The organism is Streptosporangium sp. NPDC002544 (genome assembly GCF_040295965.1).
Classification (GTDB): domain Bacteria; phylum Actinomycetota; class Actinomycetes; order Streptosporangiales; family Streptosporangiaceae; genus Streptosporangium.
The window spans coordinates 321365-338337 of record NZ_JBEOWJ010000007.1 but is presented as its reverse complement, the minus strand read 5'-3'; the positions used below and the strand labels follow the sequence as shown (position 1 = coordinate 338337).

Here is a 16973-nt window from a genome sequence, read left to right as displayed (position 1 = left end):
GGGAACCATACCCCGGCGCCCCGGCCCGCCTGCCGGAACCCTCACCGATCCCCGGACCGGGCGTTCGGGGACTCGGGTCCGGTCATGACACGGTGACGGGCGAAAGGCCTGGTCAGGGGCTCGGCGGGCGCCACATCGGGTCCGGTCATGACACGGTGACCGGCGGAAGATCCGGTCAGGGGCTCGGCGGGCGCCACATGGGGAACATCGGCGGGCCGTCGGGCATGAACATCGGGTCGCCGAGGTCCTGATAGCCGTGGCGCAGGTAGAGCCTGCGGCTGCGGGTGCTGCTGGCCTCCAGGTACGCGGGTATGCCCGCCTCGTCGAGCCCGCGGTGGTACTCCTCGAGCAGCCGGGTCCCCGTCCTCCGTCCCTGGTGCCCGGGGAGCACGGCGAGGAACGCCAGGTAGTGGTGCGGGTCGTGGGGGTGGCGCTTGTCCATCACCTCCCCCATCTGCCCGATGCGCTCCACGTGGGGACCGGCGAACGCCTCCACCCGGGCGTCCCGGTCGGGGATCTCGGGAAGCGGCTCGGCGCCTTTGTGGAACCATACGGCCACGGCGGACATGTCGGCCGTCGCGTGGACCTCGCCGTGGATGAGGGCGCTCTCGGTGACCATGGAGAAGAAGGGGGGCATCACCCGGCGGCGGTCGTCGTCCGGCGGGATCATCCAGGCCGAGATCTCCTGCTCGTGGAAGGAGGTGGCGATGATCGCGCCGATGGTCTCGGCGGCTCCGGGAGCGTTCTGAACTCGGATGATCTCTGTCATTCGGTCCCTCCCACGGCCGCCTGGGCGCCCCGCCCGATGTTCGCGTATACCTTCGGCCGGTTGGCCCGCAGGGCGAGTCCCCACATGACGCCGAGCCCCACGGCGACGAAGTAGACGGCGGGCATGATCCAGCGCAGCGGGGAGTCGGGGGCCACGCCGAGCACGGTGTCGAAGTTGGCCATGACGAGCACGATGACCACGATCAGCAGGACCGAGGAGATACCCGGGGCGATCCTGGTCCGCCAGACGTTCTCCTCGTTGGGGTTCCTGGCGAAGAAGGCCAGCACGGAGATCGAGGTGGCCGCCAGCATCATGAGCAGTCCCAGGCCACCGAACGATCCGACGGTGAAGAACAGCTGGACGACCGGATCCAGGCCGAAGACCGCGTATATGACGATCGTGACCAGCCCGATGACACTCTGCGCCACCGAGCCGTTGACCGGGGCACCGGTCCGGGGGGAAGTACGACCGAAGATCTCGGGCAGCACCCTCTCCCTGCCGAGGGCGAAGACGTAGCGGGAGATCGTGTTGTGGAAGGCGATCAGCGCGGCGAAGAGGCTCGTCACGAAGAGGAGGGAGCCGATGGTGGCGACGGTCGCCCCCAGGTGCTGCCCGGCCAGGTTGAACAGGAGGGCCGAACTCTGCTCGCGCGAGGTCTCGACGATCTTGTCCGAGCCGATCGGCACGGTCATAGCCCAGGACGACACGGCGTAGAGCCCGGAGATGACGGCGAGTGCGACGTAGGTCGCGATCGGCACCGTGCGCCTCGGGTCCTTGGTCTCCTCGGAGAACACCACCGACGACTCGAAGCCCGCGAAGGACGCGATGCAGATCGCGACCACCGCACCGATCCCGGGGACGAAGAGGTTCGACGGGTCGAAGACGTCAAGGCTGTAGCCCGAGGCCGCCGGGTTGATCAGGTCCGCGATGTCGAACACGACGACCACGGCTATCTCCGTCAGCAGCAGGACCGACAGGACCTTCCCGTTCACGTCGACCCGCAGGAGGCCGAGCACCCCGGTCAGCACCCAGGCGACCAGCCCGATGACCCACCAGGGCGGAGAGCTTCCGAACCAGTCGGCGATCAGCGGCTGGGCGGCCGCACCGATCATGCCGTAGAGACCCACCTGGAGCGCGTTGTAGGCCAGCAACGCGACCCACGCGGTCGCCACACCCACCGGCCTGCCGAGCCCTTTCGCGGTGTACGCGTAGAACGCCCCGGCGTTGACGACGTACCGGGCCATCGTCACGTAGCCGACGGCGAACAGGCCCAGGATGGTTCCCAGCAGGATGAAGGCGAGCGGCACGCCGGTCACGCCGGTCGCGGCGTAGGCGGCGGTCACCGAGCCACCGATGACGGTCAGCGGCGCCGCCGCCGAGATGACGAAGAACACCACCGACGGCACACCGAGGCGGTCCTGGGCGAGCGCGGCGGAAACGGCGCTGGCCCTTCGTTCTGTCACGGACATTGGGATCCTTGAAATGAGGGGGGTGGGTTCACCGGCGGCTGATGACGGAGTCACCTACGGCAGCCTCGGTCTGGGCGATCAGTTCCTGGAGCGGCGCCGGGAGAGCGGTGATCGAATCGGAGAGGTATCTCGGGTTCTGCTCCCACAGGACGAGCTGGTTGCCGCCGGTCGCGACGAGCAGCCCCAGCAGGACGCTGTCCTGGACGCTGAGTGGCTCACGGCGTTGGATCGCCAGGTTGACGCGTCCGCCGGGCCACGCCGCGATGTTCACGTCGACCGGCACCTGCCTCCGCGACGGGCGTCTGCCGGGCGGACGCAGCAGCCCGTCGGCGGTCATCCGGGCCGCCACGTCGGCGAGTGCCGCACGGGCGAAGAACTGCAACCAGGTACCGAAGCGGTGTGCGGGTTCGGCGACGATGTGGTCCAGGGCGCTCCTGGTGAGCGCGTCTTCGGGCGGCGCCGCGTCGAGAACGACGAGCCGTATCTGCCCCGCCGCCAATCCCACGGTTATCCGCCCGGCGAGCATCAGTTCTCCCAGGATGGCGGCGGCCAGCCCCAGACCGGTCAGGCGGGCATGAAGCCTCATCCGGCCGGTCGCGTTGTCATGCATGACAAAGAACAGGTCGTTGGCCAATCGGGTTCCTGAAAGATCAACTCCAACCACGAACGGCGATCGTATAGCCAAATTGTTAAATCTGTCATTACACGAACAAAATTCTGGTGCGTAGCGGATGACTCGGAGCGAGAATCGGAGAAAAAGAAGTCGCCCGCCGGCGACCAAGGTGGCAATGGCCGGAACCTCCGGCCCGAAAGCTCCCGGGAGGGCGCGGACGCCCCCTCCCGGAGATCGGCGATCACCCGGATGACCTGGTACGCAAAGGCGAAGGCCCGCCTCACACCGGCAGTGCGAGGCAGGCCTTCGAAGGTTTTCCCAGCCGGGAGAATCCAGCCGGGCGAGCCGCGCGGAGCGGGAATCAGCGGGGCCCGGATAATTAGTGTCGGTCTTTAATGCGGAAAGTTACGCCGACCAGGGACCGGAATTGTTCGGTAACGGCTTCCGTACACTCGGTGTCGAATCACGGCCACGGGTTCAGGCGACGCGAACGGGCTGGCGGAGCACGGTCAGCATCTTCTCCGGGTCGGTCTCCGACGTATCGGACAGGTAGATCTCGTGGTGCAGGCCGTTCCGGACCAGCCCCTCGCTCCGCATCAGCGCGTCCATCCTGGCGAGGGTCTTCGGCTCCTCCGCGTACGGTCCGCGGTGCAGGGCCTGCACGCACAGTCCCTCGGTGAAGGTGACGAGCTGCACCCTGGCGGCGGCCGGGTGCCCCGCGGACTGGCACGCCTCGTCGGCCCATGCCTCGTCCACCGGCTCCGGCAGCCGCAGGAACAGGTGCCACCACCACTCCTCGCGCGGCACGTCGAGCGGCGGCCTCTCGTCCTCGGCCCACCAGCGGCTTTCCAGGGGAGGCATCTCGAACGGCCGTACGGAGCGGGCCGCGATGCCGAGCAGCGCCCCGGCGACGGCGTACAGCGCTCCCACGCTCGTCGTGTAGACCGGTCCGCCCGGCGCTCCCTGCCCGGTGACCGAGAGCCCGCGCGCGGGGCCGAACTCCACCACTTCGGGATCGTCCGCGGCCGAGTACCAGTTCATTCCGGGTCCTCCAATTTGATCATCAGATGGGTCACCAGCCGGTCCTGCGGCGTGGTGACGGGGTTGGAGACGTACACCTCGCGCAGCGAGCCTTCGGGCGTGTGCCCGCGCTCGCCCACCCAGGCGAGCAGCGCGTGCGCGGTGAGCGGGATCTGGTGGTAAGGACCGACGTGCGTCACCGAGGCGTACAGACCGCCGGGCAGGACGTCCGGGGACGTCCCCGGCACGTCCTCGGACGTCTCCACGGCGACGGCCACGGGGAGCTCCGGCGCGAGGTCGAGCGGGAACAGCCCGATCATCAGCCCCCTCGGGTCACCCACGGCGGCGAGCAGCCGGGCCACGCACGCCGAGGTGACGACGCCGACCCGGTCCAGTGTCGCGACGTCCCTGACGACGGCCACCCGCCGGGCGGGCTCTCGGACCACCGTCACCTCCGGCCGGTGCAGCCCTTCGGAGAGGATGCGTTCGAGCGTGGTGAAGTTGCGCTCGCGACGCGCCAGATCGGCCTCCATCCGGTCGCGTACGTCACCGAGCGCAGCCGTGTCGCCGGACAGCACCCGCCCGATCGAGGGCAGCGGCACGTCGATGGAGCGGAGCAGGCTGATCAGCATCGCGGCGCGTGCCTGGTCCGGCCGGTAGTAGCGGTAGCCGGTGTCCGGATCGACATGGTCCGGGGTCAGCAGGCCCAGCTCGTCGTAGTGCCGCAACTGCTTGACGCTGAGCCGGCAGAGCCTCGCGAACCGCCCGATCGGCAGATATCCCTCGTTCACGCCATCAGCATGGAGGCTCCCACAGTGGGAGAGTCCAACCGGGCGGGAATCGATCGGGCCGGAGGGCCGGAGCGCGTCCGGGAGATCGCCCCAGCGGGGTTCGGCACGCTCAAGAACCGGCCCCGGAGATCACATCCGGCCTCGTCCCCACCGTCCCGCCACTCCGTGACGGCACGCTCAAGAACCAGCCCCGGAGATCGCATCCGGGGATCCTCGTCGGCCTCCCACGAGGTGACCCCACATGGGCCGGCGCGGCCGGGACCCGTGTCGTGGGTCCCGGCCGCGCCGGAGTCTTTCAGCGTCCGGGTTGGTGCCGACCGCCCTGTCAGCAGCCCCTGGCGGCGAAGGCCAGGAACTGGGTGACCTCCTGCTCGCTGAAGTTGTCGTCGGAACCGATCACCAGCGTGCACTCACCGTTGCGCAGACGCGGTCCCCAGGCGAGGCTCTCCAGGTTCTGCACCGGCGTCCGCACCGTGCTGAGGTCGGAGACCAGGCGCTTGGAAACCGGGCGGTACGGGCGGCCGGTCGACAGGCTGTCCCTGTTCAGCACGTTCGTGGCACCGCGCAGGTCGATCTCGTACAGCTTGACCTTGTAGTTGACGCCCTCGATCCAGGAGCGTTCGAGGGCGAGGTAGCGGTAGTCGTCGATCGCCAGGATCTCCGAGACGCCGCTGTCGGACTGACCGGTCGGCGGGATCGGCGCCGCGGGCAGCGGGTCGATCGGGTAGACGTACTGCCCGCGCGGCCTGCCGTCGCGGCTCCACACGGTGATGCGGGCCGGGGCGCCCTTGGTGGCGGTCGGTGGCTCGCCGTCCTCGTACCTGGGGCCCTCGGTGACCGCCGTGATGGTGCGCTCCGTGGAGGTCAGGCCCTCGAAGCCGAAGTTGCGCCGGGGGCCGCTGTCGGTGGTGGTCATCTTCATGTTGCGGGGGGTCGTCAGCTCTCCGAGGTGGCGTCCCCGGGTGTTGGTCCAGCGGACGAACAGGTCGGAGACCGGGATCTCGGGATGCGTCGCGTCCGGCCGGTCGCCCTCGTGGCCCCAGAGCAGCCGGTTGCTCCACCTGTCGTAGCGGATCGTCTCGGGATCGGCGGACTCGGCCTGGCCGTAGGCGGGATAGGGGGTCCCGTCGGGACGCCGCAGGGTGGTGACCCCGGTGAGGTTCACCCCGGTGAAGGCTCCGGTGACCGGGTTGATGTCAAGGCGGCCGGTGTAGAAGCGGGCCGGGTTGTAGCGCCACCGGTCGTCGGAGATGAAGTACCAGGTGCCGGTACGCGGGTCACGGTCGATGCCGGAGATGCCGCCGACCGTGGTCCCCCGGAACCGCATCTTGTTCGGCAGGCGCTGCTCGCCGAGAAAACGGGTGATCCGGACCCCCCTCGTGGGCGCCGCGGCCTCCGACCGGGCGTCCGCCGTCGACCGTCGGGCGTCCGCCGTCGACGCCTGCGCGCCGACGGCCCCGAGGCTGACCGCCGTCGCGATCACGGCCGCGATCGCCGCGATTCTTCGCGAATTGGCCATATGACTCTCCTCATCCCAGAAAAGATCCCGAAGGACTGGCGGGAATATGAGATCGCGGATTGCTGAGAATATCCACGAGAATCAGCACTTGAATGCTCATTGGCCGCTCAATGACAAGGAAGAATCAGCCATTTTTCCTGCATTTTCAGTTTTGAAGTCGAGGATTACGACAATGCGCCCGAAAGCATGCGGGCAGGGCATCCCATCACCGCCGATCAGGATGGCCGGCCGCCCGCCGGACACGGGTCCGGGGGCGTGCGCACGGCGGGAGTACGCTCAAAGGGACGCCGACAACCCCGCCGGGTCTATGCCACATTGGACGGCGAATCATGGCGGATATCGAACCCACGTGCGAACTGCATCTACGGATATTCGGTCAGCCCCACGACCTGATGCTGCGCCTGCACGGCCACGAACCCACCGAGGACGACGTGGCGAGCTGGATGCGGGCCGGTTCCGTGATCAGACTCCAGGTCACCGAGACGGCAGGCCGCACCCCGCACACCATGCTGGTGAATTTCGGCAGCGTGGTCTTTGCCTGGATCTGCCCTTACCAGTCCGGCCGGGGGGTGAATCCGTGAAATAGGGTTGCCGCGCCCAGGCCGAACGCGGGTTTGGGGTGGACCCAATGATGACCGACTATTTACGCATCTACCGTGACATAGCGGATTGAGCATAGGTCCCTGATACTGTCGAAATGACGCAGGCCCCGCGATCCACTCCGGGGTCGCGTCAGCCGGGCCCCGATGAGGACGGCCCCCGGCGCCAGTTTTCGACTCCATCCGTCACCACGCCGGCCGATGGACGCTTTCACCGCGTGAGGCCCGCATCCGCCATCCGGAGCGGCCGATGACCGGAAGGCATGTCAGTTGGCCCGCACATATGGATTTCTCAGCACCCACCCACCCACGCAGTGCGGGCTCGCGACCTTCAACTCCGCCCTGGCCGCCCACCTCACCGAGGGCGGTGCCCGCGGCGGGATCGTCCGCGTCACCACGGACGTCGATGACGGACGCCCCACCCCCGGGGTCGTGCACACCTGGGCACCCGGCGGGCACGAGGGCTGGAAGGCCGCGACATCGGCCCTGGAGCGGTTCGACGTCGCCGTGGTCCAGCATGAGTACGGCATCTATCCGGGCACGGACGGCCAGGACGTCCTTCCGCTGCTGCGCCATCTCACCGTGCCCAGCATCGTGGTCCTGCACACGGTCCTGACCCGGCCGACCTCCCGGCAGCGCAGGCTGCTGGAACAGATCGTGGCAGCCGCCGACGCGGTGGTCACCATGACCGGCACCGCCCGCGACCGGCTGATCATCGGCTACCACGTCGACTCGGGCAAGGTGTCCGTCATCCCGCACGGTGCCGCCGACCACATGTGCGTCCCCGCCCGGCGCCGCCCGCGGCCGCACCTGCTCACCTGGGGGCTGATCGGCCCCGGCAAGGGCATCGAGTGGGCGTTGCGAGCACTCGCCTTGCTGGGGGACCTGTCCCCCTCTCCCACCTACACGGTCGCGGGAAAGACCCACCCCAAGGTGCTCGAGCACCAGGGGGAGACCTACCGCAACCGCCTGCTGCGGATGGGCATCCGGCTTGGAGTGTCCACCTCCGTGCGGTACGACCCGGTCTACCGCGACCAGGACTCGCTGATCCGGCTGATCCGCTCTGCCGACGTGGTCGTGCTGCCGTACGACTCGCAGGAGCAGGTCACCTCGGGTGTCCTCATCGAGGCGGTGGCCGCAGGCGTCCCGATCGTCGCCACGGCCTTCCCGCACGCCGTGGAACTGCTCACCGGCGGGCCCGGCCTGCTCGTACCCCATGAGGACCCCGTGGCGCTCGCCGCGGCCGTGCGCCGGATCCTCACCGAACCCGGCCTGGCCGAGGATCTCAGGGGCCGTACCCGCGCCCTGGTCCCGATCCTGCTCTGGCCCGCCGTGGCCGCGCGCTACGACAACCTCGCCCGGAGCCTTCTGGCCGGACGCCCGGCAGCCGTGGCGGCGGCACTGTCGTGACCCCCGTACCCCCCGCTGCCCCCGCCTTCCCGGGCTTCGGGCACCTGGCACGGCTGAGCGACGACACCGGCCTGTTCGAACACGCCAGGAACGCCGTGGTCCGCCGCCAGCACGGCTACTGCACTGACGACGTCGCCCGGGGGCTCGTCATCACCAGCCGCGAGCCGGCGCCGACACCCCAGGTACGGCGGCTCACCGAGTGTTACCTGGCCTTCCTCACGCACGCGCAGGACGGCTCCGGCGCCTTCCACAACCGGCTCTCCTACGACCGGCGCTGGGCCGACGAGCCCGGCCTCGGCGACTGGTGGGGGCGGGCGCTGTGGGGCCTGGGCACCGCGGCGGCACGCAACCCCGCCCCGTGGATCCGCGACGAGGCCATGATCGCCTTCACCCTCGGTGCCGCCGGGCGATCCCCGCACCCGCGCGCCATGGCGTTCGCCGGACTCGGCGCGGCGGAGGTCCTGCGCGTCCTGCCGGACAGCGCCCCGGCCTCGGCCCTGCTCGCGGACGCCGCCCTCGCGATCGGCGTCCCCGCAGACGATCCCGACTGGCCATGGCCGCAGCCTCGGCTGACCTACGCCAACGCCGCCCTCGCCGAGGTGCTCATCGCCGCGGGTCACCTCGGCGGCGACGGCCCGATGCTCGCCGACGGCCTGCGGATGCTGGCCTGGCTCGGCGACATCCAGAGCAGGGACGGCAGGCTGTCCGTCGTCCCCGCCGCCGGCTGGCGGCGGCACGCGCCGCGGGACCGCTACGACCAGCAGCCGATCGAGGTCGCCGCGCTCGCCGACGCCTGCGCGACCGCGGGCGCCGTCACCGGCGAGCCGGGCTGGCGAGCAGGCGTGTGGCGGGCGGCGGCGTGGTTCCAGGGCGCCAACGACCTCGGCACGGCGATGTGGGACGTCGCGACCGGAGGGGGCTACGACGGCCTGACCGGAAACGGTCCCAACCTCAACCAGGGCGCGGAGTCGACCATCGCGCTCATCTCCACGCTGCAGCACGCCGAGCGCCTGATGTCCGAACGGGGTGAGGTCCTCTGAAGGCACGGTTGACGGCACGGCGCCCCGGTCACCGGGCCGGTCGCGACGGTGTCCTGCCGGGACGCCGCGGAATACCGGCGAGCGAGGTGCCATGACCGTCCCGGACCTGGTCACCCGGCTCGGGGTGACCCTCGCCCCCGACCCGCGAAGGGTGATCATCAAGCTGTTCGTTCCCGGCGAGGACACCGCACCGGTGCGCAGCCGTACCACCGTCCTGATCGACCGCATCATGCTCCTCGGCCACCGGGAGGCCGAGGAGTCGCTGGAGGAGACGCTCCGGCTGTTCGGCGGCCGGCACCGCGACCTCGCGGCGACCTTCCTGCACCACTACGACCTGGTCCGCTACCGGGTTCCGAGTCACGCCGACCTCAGCCCGGCCGCCCGCCTGCTCATCGGCGCCTATTTCAGCCACGAGTACTCCGTGGAGGGCGCGGCGCTCTGCAACCCCTCGATGGTCGCCCACCCCGACCAGTCCGGGCTGGACCCCGGGCGGCTGCGCGTGGTGATCAGCGTGCGGCAGATCGGCGAGGGACACCTGTCGTCCATCGGTTTCGCCACGGCGCTGCTCGGCCCCGGCGACGGCCTCGCCGTCGCCGACCGCTCGGGACCGCTGACCGTCGGCCCCCGGCACGGCACCCCTCACCGGCGTGACCTGCTCGCCGCGGCGCTCACCGACGGGGGCTCCGACAACGAGGTCTCCGCCACCGTGCTGGGCTCGCTGCCGGAACTCTTCGACGACGACGACTTCGAGCAGGCGGTCACCCGCCTCCCCGCCGACCTGCTCACCCGCACCACCACGTACGCGACGGTGGAGGAGTTGCGCCGTGCGACCGCCTCCGAGTACGCCGTGGCCTTCCCCGCCGATGTGCCCATCGAGCGGCGGGTGCTCTGGCCCGCCACGGTGGTCGAGGGCAACGGGATGGAGGACGCCCGTTTCGTGCGGTTCATCGACGAGGACGGCACCCCCTCGTACCGTGCCACCTACACCGCCTACGACGGTCGGCACATCCGCTCGCGCATGCTCACCAGCGACGACCTGCGCACCTTCGAGGTCACCTCACTGCGCGGGCCCGCCGCCGCCAACAAGGGGATGGCGCTGTTCCCGCGCCCGGTCGGCGGGCGCCACCTGGCCCTGTGCCGCTCCGACGGCGAGACCACCGGCCTGACCGTCCTCGACGAGCGCGGCAGGTGGCAGCGTCCGGTGCCGCTGCACACCCCCTGCGGCGGCTGGGAGCTGGTCCAGGTCGGCAACTGCGGATCTCCCCTGGAGACCGACGTCGGCTGGCTCGTCATCACCCACGGTGTCGGACCGATGCGCCGCTACGCCATCGGCGCGCTCCTGCTCGACCTGGACGAGCCGCACCGCGTCATCGCCGCGCTCCCCGGTCCGCTTCTGGCCCCCGACGACGCCGAGCGCGAGGGGTACGTGCCCAATGTCGTGTACTCCTGTGGCGGCCTGCTGCACGGGGACGCCCTGTGGCTGCCGTACGGGGCGAGCGACGCCCGGATCGAGTTCGCCCACGTGAACCTCGCCGACCTTCTGGGAGCGATGCGCCCGCGTCATTGACAAAATAGAATTTTATGTACAGGCTCGATTTTGCGATGAGAGATGTCCTGTATCTGGAGCAGATCGATCAGGCCGAGGCGCTGCTCAAACCGCAGCGTATCGAGGTGCTGCGGCGGCTCGCCGAGCCGCGCTCGTGCACCGAGGTGGCGGCCCTGCTCGACCAGACCCCGCAGCGGGTCTACTACCACGTGAAACGCCTGGTGGAGGCGGGCCTGGTGACCCAGGTGTCCGAGCGCAGGGTGCGCGGCATCCACGAGGGCGTCTATCAGGCGAGCGCCCGCTCCTACTGGCTCTCGCCCCGTCTCGTCGGCCGGATCGGCCTGCGCAGAACCCAGGACGAGCTGGGCCTGGGCTACCTGCTTGACCTCATGGAGGAGGTCCAGGCCGATATCGGCGCACTGGACAGGACCGCGCCCGAGCTGCCGTCCCTCGGCGTGTCCGGCGAGATCCGGGTGCCGCCGGAACGGCGCCAGGAGTTCCTGAACGACCTCCAGTCCACCCTGCAGGACCTTTTCACCCGCTACGGCGGCGCCGAAGGTGACGCCTTCAAGCTCGCCGTGGCCTGCTACCCCAAGGGAGAACCCCGTGAGTGAGCCGATGAGGCTGAACGCACGCGTGGCCGCACCGCTCAAGGCGGTCCACCACGCCCTGACCGACCCGGGCGAGCTGCGGATCTGGCTGGCCGAACACGCCGAGGTCGAGCTGCCGCACCGGTACGAGTTCTGGGGACGCCACACCCCCGAGGGCCACGCGCCCCACCAGCGCCCGCTGCACGTCGACGACCACACACTGCGCCTGTCGTGGCTGATCGACGGCGAGGAGACGACGGTCGAGATCCGGCTGGAGGAGGAGAGCGCGGAGTCGACCACCCTGTCGCTCTCCCAGACCCACTTCGACTACCGGGAGGCGATCTCCGGCGACGGCGGCGTCCTGGGGACGCTGCAGACGTTCTGGTGCCTGTCGATCGCGAACCTGATCGACCACCTGGAGGGTCGCGAGCTCACCCCGAAGTGCGACTTCACCTCCCCGCGAATGCAGGAGCGGTTCCTCATCGGCGCCTCGCCCGAGGAGGTGTACGACTCGCTCGTCGACTCGGAGAAGTTCAGCCGGTGGTTCGGCTACCGGATCGACATCGAGCCGTACGTCGGCGGGCGCTTCGCCATGGGCGGCTTCGAGGTGGACGAGGCGCCGGGGAAGGTCGTCGAGGTGGAGCCGGGCCGCAGGTTCTCCCTGGAGTGGCCGGGCTTCGGCGTCTCCAGCTGGGAGCTGGAGGGCTCGGACGGCGCGACGCGGCTCACCTTCATGATGAGCGGCTTCGACGAGGGCAACCCCCCGTACGCCGGGTGGATGGGCTGGCTCAGCGGCGCCGCCGAGCTGCGCCGCTTCCACGAGCTGAGCGACTGGCAGCCGATCTGGTTCGATTTCGAGCCCCCCACCCTGCCCGAGGAGACCACCGCGACCAGGTGACCGCGTGCCACCCGCCCTCAGGCACGAATACCGGCGAGAGCCGGTTTCAGCCGGATGTCGGAGAACTCGGCTCCGCGTGTATCACCGGCGGGCGGCGCGCCTCATATCGCTGTGAGAAACCCACGGTCTCCCTGGCCGTTCACGGCCAGAGCTGAGGAGCTTGATCTCGTACGGCGAAACCTCTCCGCCGGTCGCCGGGGGATCGTCGTGACCGGTGCGGCGGGCAGCGGCCGGAGCCGCCTGACCACCGAGGCCGTACCCGAGGCGATGCGTGAGTCGGTGCTCGTCGTGGACGACGCCCATCTGCTCGACGACGCCTCGGCCGCGCTCGTCCACGAGCTGGCGCTCGGCGGGCGTACCCGCCTGCTCGTCACGGTCAGGGAGGGCGAGCCCGCACCGGAGGGCGTCTCCAGGCTCTGGGAGGAGAACCTGCTGCCGCGCCTGGCACTGGCCCCCCTGACCGAGCGCGCCTGCGCCGAGCTGCTGGCGCGGGCGGTGGACGGCTACGTGGACGCCCTCACCGTCCGGCGCCTGTACCGGGCGAGCCGCGGCGACCTGCGGCTCCTGCGCGAGCTGGTCGTCGCCGTGCACGCCGGCGGAGACCTGAGCCACGTGTCGGGCACCTGGACCTGGCGGGGCACGCCGCCGATCACCGCGCGCGTCCGGGAGCTGGTGGAGGAGACGATCCGCGACCTCGACACCGAGGAGCGGGACACGCTGGAGCTCATCGCGTGCGGCGAGTCACCGGGCACGGGTGCGGGTGTGCCGGGCGCCTTCGTGGCCCCCGCCGTCCTCGAACGCCTGCGGGTGAGGGGACTCGTCACCGTGGACGGCCGGCTCGTCCACCCGCTGCACGGCCCGGTGCTGCGGGCCGCCGCGGCGGAGCCCTCCCTCGCGGGCGGGCCTTCCGGCGGGCGAAGGCCGCCGAGGGCCTCGGCGCTGGCGGCCGAGTGCGAGGAGCTGGCCGCACGCGCGTACGCGGGAAGGCTCGCGGAGATACCCCGGGGCATCGGCGAGCGGATGGCCGAGGACGACACCGGCTGGGACGAGCCCGCGATGCCGGAGTTCTGCGCGCGGCGCGCCCGCGTCGCCCGGCTCCGCGGGGAGACCCGCGAGGCCATGGCCTGGAGCCGCGAGGGACTGCGCCGCTCTCCCCACCATCGCGCCTGCCTGGCCGAACTCGCCCACGCCGCCGCCTACGTCGGCGACCTGACGACGGCCTGGCAGGCCCTCTCGCGCGGTCCCGCCCCCGCCGGGGAGGCACGGACGCGCCCGTGGCAGGCGGCCTGCGCACGGCCTCCGGCGCCCGCGGGGAACCTCCGGTCGCCCGCGCCCACCCAGGACCGACCGTGGGCGTCCGCCGCCGTACCGGCGCGGACCTGGGTACTCGCCGCCGAGGGAGACCTCGACGGCGCCCTGCGGTCCGCGCTCGGCGTCGCCGGAGACGGCCTGTTCGGAGACGATCTGTTCGCCCTGCACGACGTGGTACGGCTTGGCTCCCCCGAGCTGGTCGCCGATCGGCTCGGGGAACTGGCCGACCGCACGGAGGGGGACCTCGCTCCCCTGCTGGCGCGGCACGCCCGCGCGCTGGCCCGGCGCGACGGGGACGCCCTGGACAAGGTGGCGCGGGGGCTCGCCGACCTCGGCCTGATGCTCCACGCCGCGGAGGCCTCCGCGCACGCCGCCCTCGTCCACTCCGACCGGCGCGCCTCGCAGGCGTCCAGGAACCGGGCCTCGGCGCTGGCGGGCGCCTGCCAGGGGGCGCGCAGCTCCGCGCTGGTCAACCTCGCGCTGCCGAGGCTGACCGCCCGCCAGCGGCAGATCGTCAGCCTCGCCGCGGCGGGCCTGACCAACCGGCAGATCGCCGAGCAGCTCACGGTGTCGATCCGCACGGTCGCCAACCACCTGTGCGACGCCTACGCGCGGCTCGGCAGCAGCGACCGCGCCGGCCTGGAAGGGCTCTTCACCGTCGGCCAGCGCGGCGGCCGGACAGGCGGGCACCGATGAGAGGAGCCGGCGGGGCGGGTCAGGCCGCTCCGATGGCGGAGAAGGACCAGCCCGTCGCACGGTGGAGCGCGTCGCCGGGCATCGACGACCTGGCGTCGCGCAGGGCCTCGGCCATGCTCAGACCGCGCCGCAGCCCCTCGTGCAGGGCGAGCATCAGCGGCACCACGGCCTCGTCGTCGACCGGCACCGGGCTCGCCACGATCCCGGCCGTGCCCAGCGGCAGCAGCGCCGTGGCGAGGCCGAGCAGCTCGTTCGCGCCGACCGGCTGCAGCCTGCCGGAGTCGCAGCTGGACAGGACGATCCGGTACGGGGCGCTGCGAAGCCGTTCGAGGTCGTGCACCGTGAGCGGGCCGTCGTCCATCCCCAGGGAGGAGAACATCGGGCTGTCGGAGCGGAAGGTGCCGTGCGCGGCGATGTGCGCGAGCCTGCTGCCGTCCAGCGCCGCGAGCACGGCCGAGGTGACCGCGGTGCCGTTCTCCAGCACCGTCGCCTCGCCGTACCCGGCGGCCAGGGGCGGGATCTCGGCACCACCCGTCGCCAGCCCCGGGCCTCTGACCAGCACGACCCGCTCCCGCGACGGCGACGGCTCGATCCGCCGGGCGCGGAGCCAGGCGCTCGCCGACGGCGACACGCTCAGCACCCGCGTCCCCAGCGCGGGCAGCAGCGCCCAGGGCACGCCGTGCAGCCTGCCCGGCGGTACGACGACCACCGGCCCTTCCCCGAGGTGACGCACCGCGGGGCCGAGCAGTGACTCCTGGAGGCGGCGCCCGCCGGCTTCGAGGACGGGCAGCCTGGCCGCGGAGCCCCCGTACGCGATCCTGCTGAGACCCGCGCGGGCGTGGTCGGCGTCGATCGCCGCGTCGGCCAGCCGTCCCGCGGCGAACCTGCGCACCCGGCCCCGGCCGCAGAGCAGGACGTGCAGGTCGCCGTCGACGGCGACGATCTCGATCAGCCACCCGGCACCGAGCTCGTCGAGCAGCAGGTCCACGTCGAAGCGGTGCCCGTCGGTGCCGCCCTCGCCGCGCATCCGGAGCGTCCGGTCGCGGATCCCCTTCTCCAGCCGCCGCTGCTCGCGCTCCAGCGCGGGGGCCGGGCTGCCCTTCTGCCGGGCCGCCTCGATCCGGCTGCCGATCTCGCGGAAGGCCGTCACGTCGCGCAGCAGCTCGGGATCGTCCGGCGGCCGGGTGGGCGGGACCGCCAGCGCCGTGGCGCGCCAGCGCTCGCTCCAGCCGAGGAACCGGCGGGGACTCCCTCCGGCGAGGGTCGCCCGCTGCGCGAGCAGGGCCAGCTCCGCCCCCTGCGCGGTGGCCCGCGCCCGCAGCTCCGAGGCGCCCAGCGTCATCCGGTACTCGTCCAGCAGGTCGAGCCCTCGTCGGCAGGCGTCCAGCACGCCGCGGGTCCGCCCCGCCGCCGCCGCCCGCAGTGCCTGCGCCACCCAGCCGTCCACCCGGGCGAAGGCGGGACCGCGCGATCTGCCCCTGGCCGCGGCGGCCAGGTGCCGTTCGGCCTCGGCGTCGGCGCCGAGGGCGAGGGCGGTGCGACCGGCCAGCAACGACGCCTGGACCGCCTCGGGAGCGCGCAGCTCCGCCAGCCGCAGGGCGACCGCGGCGGCGTCGCGTACCGAACGGCCGGAGATCTCGCCGGCCGCGAACCTGGCCTGGACCAGTACCAGCCGAGCGTGGGCCTGCCACCAGTCGCGGCGCTGACTGGAGAAGAGCCGGACGGCCGTGCCCGCGCGGGCGATCGCCGCGTGCGGCTCGCCCACCGCGATCGCGGCCCGCGCGGCGATCAGGAGGAGTTCGGCACCGCGGGTCGTCTGCCCTCCCGTACGGTTCAGCAGCTCCGTGGCGGCGTCGGCCTCCTCCAGCGCCTCGCGCGCCAGCCCGGCCGCCAGGAGCACCCCGCACCGCCGGATGTGCAGCACGAACATGGGCGTGCCGAGTGCCTTGTAACGGCTCGCGGCCTCGTCGAAGTGGTGTAGCGCCGCGGGGAGGTCACCGGACCTGAACGCCGCCAGCCCTCTGCTCTCCACCGCGTCGGCCTTGTCGTGCTCCTGGTCGGTGGTGTCCCACAGCCGCTCGGCGGCGACGAAGTCGGCCTCGGCCCGCTCCACGGCCCCCATGGCCAGGTGGACCGTGGCCCTGAGCGTGAGCGCGCGGGCGGTCCAGATCGTGTCCTGTGCCCGGCGCAGGGCGGGGATGGCCCGGCGCAGGTCGTCGAGCGCCTCACGGTGCCCGCCGAGGACCCACCAGGTGTAGCCGCGCCGGAACAGCGCGCGGGCCCCGGTGAGCCCGCCGCCCCTCTCGACCGCCGCCTCCAGCGCCGTCATCCCCTGCCTGGTACGGCCCGCGTGGACGAGGGCGGCCCCCAGGGTCGACAGCACGTCCGTCTCGCGGTCCGCGGAGCCGGACCTGGCCGCCAGGGCGCGGGCCTGCCGCAGATGGCCGATCGCCGTCGTGAGGTCGCCGAAGTCGCGCTGCCAGATGCCGATCACCTGGTGGGCGACGGAGGCGTCATGAAAGGAGGGGGCGCCCGCCAGCACGGCCCGCGCTCCGGCCAGCGCGTCGGCGGGACGGGCGAACACCAGGGGCAACAGGTCGAGAGCATCTCCCACGGAAGGCGGGACCCGCGGGCTTCCCCCGGTCACGGATCGATGTTAGACGTGATGTGTTCGGAGCGTCCATGCCGCTGTGCTCGTACGC

The 16973-nt window shown here is 71.7% G+C and carries 14 protein-coding genes; 7 read left to right on the top strand and 7 right to left on the bottom strand.

The window, feature by feature from the left end:
- Positions 1-175 precede the first annotated feature (175 nt).
- From ABT061_RS13610 to ABT061_RS13585, 6 genes are all read right to left on the bottom strand, one after another.
- Positions 176-769 carry a GNAT family N-acetyltransferase gene (locus ABT061_RS13610; RefSeq protein WP_350916110.1) on the bottom strand — a complete coding sequence of 198 codons (594 nt, stop codon included), beginning with the start codon at positions 767-769 and terminating at the stop codon, positions 176-178.
- Entirely contained in the window at positions 766-2238 is a 1473-nt protein-coding gene (locus ABT061_RS13605; RefSeq protein ID WP_350916108.1) for an APC family permease, read from the bottom strand. Before ABT061_RS13605 ends, ABT061_RS13610 begins: the two co-directional genes overlap by 4 nt.
- A gap of 28 nt (positions 2239-2266) precedes the next feature.
- Positions 2267-2872, bottom strand: a complete 606-nt coding sequence (locus ABT061_RS13600; RefSeq protein WP_350916106.1) for a GOLPH3/VPS74 family protein — start codon at positions 2870-2872, stop codon at positions 2267-2269.
- A gap of 456 nt (positions 2873-3328) precedes the next feature.
- Positions 3329-3892, bottom strand: coding sequence for a GyrI-like domain-containing protein (locus ABT061_RS13595; RefSeq protein WP_350916104.1), 564 nt, complete (start codon positions 3890-3892; stop codon positions 3329-3331).
- A complete protein-coding gene (locus ABT061_RS13590; RefSeq protein WP_350916102.1) occupies positions 3889-4662 on the bottom strand; it encodes a MerR family transcriptional regulator in 774 nt (257 codons plus the stop codon). The genes ABT061_RS13595 and ABT061_RS13590 overlap by 4 nt, the downstream gene beginning before the upstream one ends.
- Positions 4663-4987: 325 nt before the next feature.
- On the bottom strand, positions 4988-6181 hold the full coding sequence (locus ABT061_RS13585; protein WP_350916100.1) for an esterase-like activity of phytase family protein: 1194 nt from the start codon (positions 6179-6181) through the stop codon (positions 4988-4990).
- Between the two features lie 329 nt (positions 6182-6510).
- Here ABT061_RS13585 and ABT061_RS13580 point away from each other — a divergent pair, with 329 nt between their 5' ends.
- From ABT061_RS13580 to ABT061_RS13550, 7 genes are all read left to right on the top strand, one after another.
- Positions 6511-6762, top strand: a complete 252-nt coding sequence (locus ABT061_RS13580) for a hypothetical protein (RefSeq protein WP_350916098.1) — start codon at positions 6511-6513, stop codon at positions 6760-6762.
- Positions 6763-7050: 288 nt separating this feature from the next.
- On the top strand, positions 7051-8190 hold the full coding sequence (locus tag ABT061_RS13575) for a glycosyltransferase (RefSeq protein ID WP_350916096.1): 1140 nt from the start codon (positions 7051-7053) through the stop codon (positions 8188-8190).
- Positions 8187-9230 (top strand): glycosyltransferase, encoded by a 1044-nt coding sequence (locus ABT061_RS13570; RefSeq protein WP_350916094.1) that lies wholly within the window; start codon positions 8187-8189, stop codon positions 9228-9230. Before ABT061_RS13575 ends, ABT061_RS13570 begins: the two co-directional genes overlap by 4 nt.
- A gap of 91 nt (positions 9231-9321) precedes the next feature.
- Complete coding sequence (locus tag ABT061_RS13565) at positions 9322-10797, top strand: glycoside hydrolase family 130 protein (RefSeq protein ID WP_350916092.1); 1476 nt, start codon at positions 9322-9324, stop codon at positions 10795-10797.
- Between the two features lie 35 nt (positions 10798-10832).
- A complete protein-coding gene (locus tag ABT061_RS13560; protein ID WP_350916090.1) occupies positions 10833-11390 on the top strand; it encodes a helix-turn-helix domain-containing protein in 558 nt (185 codons plus the stop codon).
- Complete coding sequence (locus tag ABT061_RS13555; RefSeq protein ID WP_350916089.1) at positions 11383-12264, top strand: SRPBCC family protein; 882 nt, start codon at positions 11383-11385, stop codon at positions 12262-12264. The genes ABT061_RS13560 and ABT061_RS13555 overlap by 8 nt, the downstream gene beginning before the upstream one ends.
- Positions 12265-12375: 111 nt before the next feature.
- Positions 12376-14271, top strand: coding sequence for a helix-turn-helix transcriptional regulator (locus ABT061_RS13550; protein ID WP_350916087.1), 1896 nt, complete (start codon positions 12376-12378; stop codon positions 14269-14271).
- Positions 14272-14290: 19 nt separating this feature from the next.
- Here ABT061_RS13550 and ABT061_RS13545 read toward each other — a convergent pair whose 3' ends face one another.
- Positions 14291-16918, bottom strand: coding sequence for a CHAT domain-containing protein (locus tag ABT061_RS13545; protein ID WP_350916085.1), 2628 nt, complete (start codon positions 16916-16918; stop codon positions 14291-14293).
- Positions 16919-16973 lie beyond the last annotated feature (55 nt).

Excerpts from the sequence above, each read along its gene's own strand:
- ABT061_RS13610 (WP_350916110.1), bottom strand. The coding sequence starts at position 769 with ATGACAGAGATCATCCGAGTTCAGAACGCTCCCGGAGCCGCCGAGACC.
- ABT061_RS13605 (WP_350916108.1), bottom strand. The coding sequence starts at position 2,238 with ATGTCCGTGACAGAACGAAGGGCCAGCGCCGTTTCCGCCGCGCTCGCC.
- ABT061_RS13595 (WP_350916104.1), bottom strand. The coding sequence starts at position 3,892 with ATGAACTGGTACTCGGCCGCGGACGATCCCGAAGTGGTGGAGTTCGGC.
- ABT061_RS13585 (WP_350916100.1), bottom strand. The coding sequence starts at position 6,181 with ATGGCCAATTCGCGAAGAATCGCGGCGATCGCGGCCGTGATCGCGACG.
- ABT061_RS13580 (WP_350916098.1), top strand. The coding sequence starts at position 6,511 with ATGGCGGATATCGAACCCACGTGCGAACTGCATCTACGGATATTCGGT.
- ABT061_RS13565 (WP_350916092.1), top strand. The coding sequence starts at position 9,322 with ATGACCGTCCCGGACCTGGTCACCCGGCTCGGGGTGACCCTCGCCCCC.
- ABT061_RS13560 (WP_350916090.1), top strand. The coding sequence starts at position 10,833 with ATGAGAGATGTCCTGTATCTGGAGCAGATCGATCAGGCCGAGGCGCTG.